Source organism: Actinomycetes bacterium, from assembly GCA_036510875.1.
GTDB lineage: Bacteria > Actinomycetota > Actinomycetes > Prado026 > Prado026 > DATCDE01.
The window spans coordinates 1-5,735 of record DATCDE010000366.1; the positions used below are offsets into that span (position 1 = coordinate 1).

Genomic DNA, 5,735 nt, shown 5'->3' on the forward strand with positions numbered 1-5,735 from the left:
GGGATGGTGACCCCCCACTGCTCCAAGGTGACCAGGAAGGCGTTCGGGTGACGCCGCATGACCCCGCGCATCAAGATCCGCGCGGCGACCCCCTTGATGGCGGTGCCTGCCACGAACACCACGGCGACCGACACGGCACCACCTTGCTCCCCACGACGTGGGAACGCCGGGAGCACACGCCGCCGGCGACCGAACCGAAACGCGGCGTGGTGGGGCGCCGGCAGGCCTCATCTGTTGTCCTGCGCCAACGGCGTGCAGGTTCCGCGGCTTGCTGGACGGGGCAGATGCGTTGGACCCGGGCGGCAGCTCGCTCGAGTCGGTCATGCTGGACGACGACGGCGCAGCGGCGGCGGCGGAGGGATGCGACATGGCTGAGGTGCTGGTGCTCGGCGGAACCGGTGGCGTGGGCGAGGTGGCCTGCCGCGCCCTGGCGACCGCGGCCGAGGTCGACACCCTGGTCGTCGCCGACCAGGACGCGGAGGCGGCCGACACGCTGGCGACACAGCTGCGCCGCACCGCCTCCGGCCGGGTCCGTCACCTCGGCGTCGACATCGGCGACCCCACCGCGCTGCGCGCAGCGATGGCCGACGCCGACCTGGTGGTCAACTGCGCCGGCCCGTTCTACCGCTACGGGCCACCGACGCTGCAGGCGGCGATCGAGGCCGGCGTCGACTACCTCGACGTCTGCGACGACCTCGAGCCGACCCAGCGGATGCTCGCGCTCGACGCCATGGCACGGGCGGCCGGCGTGCGGGCCCTGGTCGGCATGGGCAACTCCCCCGGGGTGTCCAACCTGCTGGCCCGGCTGTGCGCGGACACCCTGCTCGACCAGGTGGAGTCGGTCGACATCGCCCACGTGCACGGGGGCGAACCGGACGAGGGCGCCGCGGTGATCGCCCACCGGATCCACGCCATGACCCACGACGTCCCGCTGTTCGTCGACGGTGCGTTCGTCACCGTGCGGCAGCTGGAGCCCTCCGGCCAGGCGTTCGAGCAGGAGGTCGACTTCCGCGACGTCGGCCAGGTGCGGGCCTTCCCCTACCCGCACCCGGAGACGGTCACCCTGCCGGTGCACCTGCCCGGGGTGCGCCGGGTCACCAACCTCGGCACGATCGTGCCGCTGCCCTACTTCCAGCTCACCCAGCGGCTGGTGGCGGCCGGGCTGCCGGACGTCGACGTCGACGACGTCACGGCCCGGCTGCAGGCCGCGCGGCCAGGGCTGCTCGCCTCGGCCGGGCTGAGCGGCCCGGTCGGCTGCCTGCGGGTCGAGGTGGGCGGCAGCAAGGACGGCGAGCCGCACCGCTACGTCTTCTCGCTGTCGTCGCGGGCGGCCGGCGCGGGCGAGGGCACCGGCGTGCCCGCGGCGGCCGGTGCGGTGCTCATGCTGCGCGGCCAGGCCGGCGCGCCCGGGGTGCTACCGCCGGAGGCGACCGTGGATCCGGGCGCGTTCCTGGCCGTCGCCTTCGACCTGCTCGGGCGCATCTCGGACGGTGTGGACGGCGGCGCCTCGCTGGTGGTGCTGCACGTCCGCCCGGACGGCACCGTCGAGGAGCTGCCGGTCGGCTGAGCCCATGAGCTGAGCCCATGATGAGGCGGGAGGTGAGGCCCGTGCGAGTCGCGGTGGTGGGCGCCGGCGCCGTGGGCAGCGTGGTCGGCGGGCTGCTCGCGCGCGCCGGCCAGGACGTGACGCTGGTCGGCCGGCCCGCGCACGTCGCGGCGATCCAGCGCGACGGGCTGGTGATCGAGCAGCCGAGTGGGCCGCTGACCATCCACGTCAAGGCCAGCGAGCGACTGGACTTCACCCCCGACCTCGCGCTGCTCGCCGTGAAGATCACCGATCTGGCTGCGGCCGTGGAGCAGGTGCGCCCGTTGGTCACCGGCGTCCCCGTGCTGACCATGCAGAACGGCGTCCGGGCGGACCGGATCGCCGCCGGCGTCCTGGGCGAGGAGACGATCCTCAGCTGTGTCGTGATGATGGCCGCCACCTACCTCACGCCGGGTCGGGTGACCTACGCCCGGCCCGGCTCGCTCCTGCTCGGCGTCCCGTTCGGGCCGACATCGGGGTCTGCGCGGCGGACCCAGGAGCTGCTCGACCAGGCCGTCCCGACCCGGCTGACCGACACCATCCGCGGCGCGCACTGGGCGAAGCTCATCGTCAACGAGAACAACGCACTACCCGCGATCACCGGGTGGTCGGTGCAGCAGGTCAGCCGTGACCCGTGGCTGAGCCGGCTGGCCACGCTGATGATGAAGGAGGCCGTCGCCACGATCCGGGCCGCCGGGATCCGGCTGGCGTCGCTGCCGGAGCTGCCCGCGCCGGTGCTGCGGGCGACGCTGGCGCTGCCCACGCCGCTGGCCACCCGCGCGGTCAGCCTGATGTCGCGCTCGCTGGGCAGCACGCCGGTGCTCGGCTCGACCCGGCAGAGCATCGAGCGGGGCAGGGCCACCGAGATCGACTACCTCAACGGCGAGGTGGTCGCCCTCGGGCGGCACCTGCACCGCCCGACGCCGTACAACGAGGCGGTCGTGCAGCTCGTCCACCGGGTGGAGCGAACCGGCCGCTACCTGCCGGTGGACGAGCTGCTCGCCGCCCTCCCCCCTCTGTGAGGACCCCAGGGTCAGCCGAGCGCCTTGGCCTTCGCGGCCTGGAACTCCTCCTCGGTCAGGACGCCCTTGTCGCGCAGGTCGGCCAGGCGGGCGATCTCGTCGGCCGCGCTGGTCGTGCTGCCTGCCACGCTCTGGACGTACTGCCGGGCCGCAGCCTCGTTGGCCTGGGCCTGCTGCACCGCGTGCTCCTGCATCTTGTGGCCGCGGGCGATCAGGTACACCAGCACACCGAGGAGGGGCAGGACGATCACGAAGATCGTCCACAACGCCTTCGCCCAGCCGCCCAGGTCGGGGCTGCGGAAGATGTCCGCGAAGATCGTGATCAGTAGCCAGATCCAGACGAAGAACAGGAAGAACCACAGCATCGAGAAGAAGACCTGCCCGACCTGCCAGGTTGCCAGCTCGCTCATTGATGTTCCCTTCCAGGGCGCCTCGTCGGTCGCCGCGTGCTCGAGGTGTCTCGAGCCCCAACTCCCGCCAGATGATCAAGGTCTGTGGCCAGCCTAGGGCACCGGTCGCTCCGCGTCGGGCCGCATCGGCCCATTCGCATGTGTGAAGGCCGTCACCCGCGGCCGTGACCAGAGGCGAAGGCCCCTGGACGGCGCCGACCCGCGGCCGAGCAGGCTGGCCCCGAGCGGTCGGTACCGGACACGGGCGGAGGGAGCGGCATGACGACAGCGACGGTGCTCAAGGAAGGGCTGGCGTTCGGGGAGGGTCCGCGCTGGCACGGCGGACTGCTGTGGTTCAGCGACTTCTACCGTCGGGCGGTGTACACCCTCGACGAGTCGGGCGCGGAGTCCAAGATCGTCGACGTGCCGACCCAGCCGTCCGGGCTGGGCTGGCTGCCGGACGGCCGACTGCTGGTGTCGAGCATGCTCGACCACCGGGTGCTCCGCCTCGAGCCGGACGGCTCGCTGGTCGTGCACGCGGACCTCACGGACTTGGCCGACTACCACCTCAACGACCTGATCACGGACTCCGCCGGTCGGGCGTACGTCGGCAACTTCGGCTACGACCTGCACGCGGACATGGCCGCCCGCGAGGTGCCGCAGATCCTCGCCGACGACAGCGCCGGGGCGACCCGGCTGGCCCGGGTGGACCCGGACGGCTCGGTGCACGTGGCCGCCGACGGCGTGCGCTTCCCCAACGGCATGGCCTGGCAGGACGGCGGGCGCACCCTGGTGCTGGCCGAGACACTGCGGCTGCAGCTCACCGCGTTCGACGTCGCCCCGGACGGCGGCCTCGGCAACCGCCGGGTGTGGGCGTCCACCGCGCCGCAGATGGTCGCCCCGGACGGCATCTGCGCCGACCCGGCCGGCGGGATCTGGGTGGCCGCGGGGCTGGGCAACGCCGTCGTCCGCTACGCCGAGGGCGGCCAGGTGACCGGCACCGTCGAGACCAGCCAGATCGCCTACGCCTGCGCGCTCGGCGGGGCGGACGGCCGCGCGCTGTTCGCCATGACGGCGCCGTCCAGCGAGCCGTCCGTCGTGGATGGCCAGGCGCGCGGCCGGGTCGAGGTGGCCCGGGTCTAGCTCGCCGTCCATGCCCCCGCCCCAACCTGCAGGAAGGGTCCCTGCTGTGCGTGTGGCCGCACTTTCCTCCCCGTCTTGACTCGCGCGCCGCCGGCCCGCTGGGCCAGCTCGGGCCGGCCCTACCCTGGAGGCGTGGCGCTGCCGATGGTGGACGACACCGCGCGAACCCTGCTGCTGGCGCTGGACGCGGTGTCCTACCGGGTGGCCCGCGAGGCGCACCGCAGCGGTGCCTTCGCCGGGTGGCCGTCGCCGTCCGCCCTGGTCGCGCCGTTCCCGTCCCTGACCCACCCGGGTTTCGCGGCGCTGTTCCAGCCGTTCGGTGTCGCGCCGTCCTGGGGGTACGAGGTCCGGTATTTCGACGCGGCGGCCAACCGCGTGGTGGGCGCCAACCCGGTGACCTACGAGCAGAAGGTGGCCCCGTGGGGCGAGCTCCTCGACGTCCCGCACAAGGGGGTCGTGTCCAAGACAGCCAACTACGTCTCGGCGCCGCGGGCGGCCGTCGCCGAGCTGGAGGGCGTCGTGGGCCAGGTGCTCGCCTCGCCGCGCGACGTCGTCCTCGCCTACCTCGGCGCGACCGACGGGTTCGCGCACCTGTACGAGGACGCCAGCCTGGTCGACTTCCTCGTCGGGCTCGACGGCCGGCTGGTCGACCTCGCCCGACGGCATGGTGAGGAGCGGCAGCGGCCGCTGCGTATCGTGCTCTTCTCCGACCACGGGTGCGGGCGGTGTCCGGTCCACTACACCGGCAGTCTCAAGCCGCTGCTGCGCGCGGCCGGGCTGCGGGTGGTCGACCAGCTGGCCGGGCCGGACGACGTCGTCGCGCCGACGTTCGGCATCGTCAACTACAGCGCCGTGTTCCTGCAGGACGCCGACCGCGCCGAGGCGGCGGCCCGAGCGCTGACCGCCCATGAGGCGGTGGACCTCGCGGCCTACTCAGCCGAGCCGGGCGTGGTGGAGGTCGTCGCGCGGTCCGGCCGGGGACGGGTGCGGTGGCGCGGCACCGACGCGGGGGTGCGCTACGCCTACGAGGACGCCTCCGGCGACGTGCTGCTGCTGGCTGCTGCGAGGCGGCGGCTCGCAGCCACCGGGCTGTTGGACCACGGCGGCTACGCACACGAGGACGACTGGCTGCGGGAGACCGCGTTCGAGGCCTACCCGGACCCGCTGCGGCGGCTGGCCGACGCGCTGACCGGCGACCGGATCCGCAACCGGGCCAGCGTGCTGGTCTCCCTCGGGCCGTGCTGGTCGTGGGGGTGGCGGTCGGCCTTCGCGGGCGGGCTGGTCCGCGGCGGCCGGCTCAAGGGCACGCACGGGGGCCTGGACCGCGCGTCCACGCTGGGCTTCCTGCTGGTCAACGACCCGGTCGTCGCACCGCCCCCGGTGGTCCGTGCCGACACGGCGCTGGCCCCGTTCGCGGACGCCGTCCGAGCCGATCGTCGGCCCAGCGGCGGGAGCTGAGGCGGCATGTCCGCGCCCGTCGAGCGGCTCCTCGAGGCTCACCCGGACGTCGCGGCCGCGTGGTACCCGGCACTGGCCCGGGCGGCCGGGCGCGCACTGTCGGTTCCGGGCCTCGATCGGTGGTCGCCGCTCGCCCGC

5 protein-coding genes are annotated in these 5,735 nt (G+C 73.9%); 4 read left to right on the forward strand and 1 reads right to left on the reverse strand.

Translation table 11 applies throughout. The annotated features are described in order from the left end of the window. Positions 1–268 precede the first annotated feature (268 nt). The gene (locus VIM19_20965; GenBank protein HEY5187305.1) at positions 269–1,567 is read left to right on the forward strand and encodes a saccharopine dehydrogenase NADP-binding domain-containing protein; all 1,299 of its coding nucleotides are present in this window, start codon (positions 269–271) and stop codon (positions 1,565–1,567) included. A gap of 41 nt (positions 1,568–1,608) precedes the next feature. After that, a complete protein-coding gene (locus VIM19_20970) occupies positions 1,609–2,607 on the forward strand; it encodes a 2-dehydropantoate 2-reductase (GenBank protein HEY5187306.1) in 999 nt (332 codons plus the stop codon). 11 nt (positions 2,608–2,618) lie between these two features. Here VIM19_20970 and VIM19_20975 read toward each other — a convergent pair whose 3' ends face one another. Further along, on the reverse strand, positions 2,619–3,017 hold the full coding sequence (locus tag VIM19_20975; GenBank protein ID HEY5187307.1) for an SHOCT domain-containing protein: 399 nt from the start codon (positions 3,015–3,017) through the stop codon (positions 2,619–2,621). A 258-nt stretch (positions 3,018–3,275) separates the two neighbouring features. Between VIM19_20975 and VIM19_20980 the strand changes: the two genes are divergently transcribed. Next, the gene (locus VIM19_20980) at positions 3,276–4,139 is read left to right on the forward strand and encodes an SMP-30/gluconolactonase/LRE family protein (protein HEY5187308.1); all 864 of its coding nucleotides are present in this window, start codon (positions 3,276–3,278) and stop codon (positions 4,137–4,139) included. Positions 4,140–4,271: 132 nt separating this feature from the next. Beyond that, on the forward strand, positions 4,272–5,597 hold the full coding sequence (locus VIM19_20985) for an alkaline phosphatase family protein (GenBank protein HEY5187309.1): 1,326 nt from the start codon (positions 4,272–4,274) through the stop codon (positions 5,595–5,597). Positions 5,598–5,735 lie beyond the last annotated feature (138 nt).